The following is a 2,516-nucleotide window of genomic DNA, read 5'->3' on the forward strand; positions in this document are numbered from 1 at the left end:
GGTGAGGTGACGACGGCGTTGCGGGTGAGCAGGACCAGCCGGGAGTCGGCGAACCGCTCCTCCGCCAGCCACCGCTTGACCAGGTCCAACGCCCCGTACAGCACCTCATGGACCCGCGCGGCGAGCTTGTCGGTGCCGTCCTGCTGAGGCGCGTACGGCACGACCACCACGTCCGGGACGACGTCCAGTGTGGCCACGGAGTCCAGGTCGTCGGCCGCGAAGACCGTCGCACCGGTCTCCTCCAGCGTCCGTCCCACCCGCAGCGGGTCCGGCCCGACGACCGCCCAGCGCCGCGCCGCGACGGGGGAGAGCCCCGCGGAGGCCGGCACCCAGTCCATGCGGAACAGGCTGTCGTTCACGGGAGAACCGGCCGCCTCCAACTGCGCGGTGACCACCGGCCGTACGACCAGCGACTCAGCCGTGGCGACCGGCATGCCGGCCGGGTCGGCCACGGTGACCGACACGGTGTCCTCGGCGTCCCCGAGCGGAGCCACGCGCACCCGCAGCGCGGCGGCGCCCGCCGCGTGCAGGGTCACCCCGCTCCACGAGAACGGCAGCCGCGCCCGGCCCTCGCCCGCCGCGGGCAGCACGCCCAGACCCAGCGCGTGCAGCGCCGCGTCCATCAGTGCCGGGTGGATGCCGTACTCCGCGGCCTCGGCGGACTCCTCCTCCGGCAGCGCGACCTCGGCGAAGACCTCGTCACCGCGCCGCCAGGCGGCCCGCAGGCCGTGGAAGGCAGGGCCGTAACCGTAGCCCTGCTCGGCCAGCCTGTCGTAGTAGCCCTCGGTCTCCACCGGCTCGGCCCCGGAGGGCGGCCATGTGGTCATGTCGGCATCGGGCCTCGGGGACTGCTCTACGGGGGCCAGGGTGCCGGTGGCGTGCCGGGTCCACGGCTCGTCGCTGCCGGCGTCCTGCGCGCGTGAGTGGAGAGTCAGCTCGCGCCGCCCCGAGTCGTCAGGTGCGCCCACGTTCAACTGCACGTCCACCCCGCCCCGTTCGGGAAGGATCAGGGGTGCTTCGAGGGTGAGTTCCTCTACGGTGCTGCAGTCGACGTGGTGGCCGGCCTGGAGGGCGAGTTCGAGGAACCCGGTGCCGGGGAGCAGGACGGTGCCGGCTACGGCGTGGTCGGCGAGCCAGGGGTGGCTCTGCAACGATAGCCGCCCGGTGAACAGGTGCGTGTCCGTGCCGGCCACCTCCACGGCAGCCCCCAGCAGCGGATGATCGGCGGCCGCCAGGCCCGCGCCGGAGAGGTTCGTCCGGCTGTCGGTGGTGGGGTTGATCCAGTAGCGCTGGTGCTGGAAGGGGTAGGTGGGGAGGTCGGTGACGCGGTTGGTGCGCGGGGTGGGCCAGTTGATGGGGTGGCCGTGGGTGTGGAGGTGTGCTGTCGAGGTGAGGAGGCGGGTGAGGGTGCCTTCGCCTCGGCGGAGGGTGCCGGTGGTGAGGGCGTCGGTTGAGGCTTCTTCGATGCTGTAGGTGAGGACGGGGTGGGCGCTGGACTCGATGTAGGTGGTGTGGCCGTCGTCGGTGAGCTGCTGGATGGCGGTGTGGAAGTGGACGGTCTGGCGGAGGTTGCGGTACCAGTAGCCGGCGTCGAGCGCCTCGGTGTTCAGGAAGCCGGGTTCGACGGTGGAGAAGAAGGGGATGTCTGCCGGGCGGGGCTGGATTCCCGCGAGGGCATGGGCCAGTCGGGCTTCGATGGCTTCGACGTGTGCGGAGTGTGAGGCGTAGTCGACGGGGATGAGCCGGGCCCGGATGTCCTGGCCCTGAAGGTCCGCGACCAGGGTTTCGACGGCGTCCTTGTCGCCCGAGACGACAGTCGTATGAGGGCCGTTGATCGCGGCGATGCCTACACCACTCGGAAGGCGCTCTTCGATCACGCGGGCGGGCTGGGGGATGGAGGCCATGGTGCCCAGCCCGGCGAGGTGTTCGCCGATGATCCTGGCGCGTACGGCGACGACCTTGGCCGCGTCCTCCAGCGAAAGTGCACCCGCCACAGCCGCGGCGGCGATCTCGCCCTGGGAGTGGCCGACGACCGCATCCGGACGGACACCGAGTTCCTGCCAGGTCGCGGCGAGGGACACCATCACCGCCCAGGTCACAGGCTGGATGACGTCGACCCGGTCCAACTCCGCGCCGGAGCGCAGCACCTCGGTCAGCGACCAGTCGACGTAAGGCGCGAGCGCCTCCTCACAACGAGCCATCGACTCCGCGAACGCGGGCGAGCTGTCCAGGAGTTCGGCACCCATACCGGCCCACTGCGTCCCCTGGCCCGGGAACACGAACACGGTCCTCCCGGTCTCGTCGGGCGCGATGCCCTGCACGAGGTGGGGTGAGGGCTCCCCCTGAGCGAGGGCGTCGAGCGCGGCGGTGAGAGCGTCGGGGGTCTCGGCGACGACCACGGCGCGGTGCTCGAACAGGGCGCGCCCGTTGGCGAGCGTGTTGGCGACGGCTGCGGTGTTCAACTCGGGCCGCTGCTCGACGTATTCGCGGAGCTGCCGTGCCTGGTCGCGCAGCGC

At 71.8% G+C, this 2,516-nt stretch carries 1 protein-coding gene; it reads right to left on the reverse strand.

Going from position 1 to position 2,516, the window contains the following annotated elements:
• Positions 1–2,516: acyltransferase domain-containing protein (locus tag ACWD01_RS37355; protein ID WP_451168431.1), on the reverse strand; the 2,516-nt coding region annotated here is incomplete at both ends.

This window comes from Streptomyces sp. NPDC002835, from assembly GCF_053591995.1.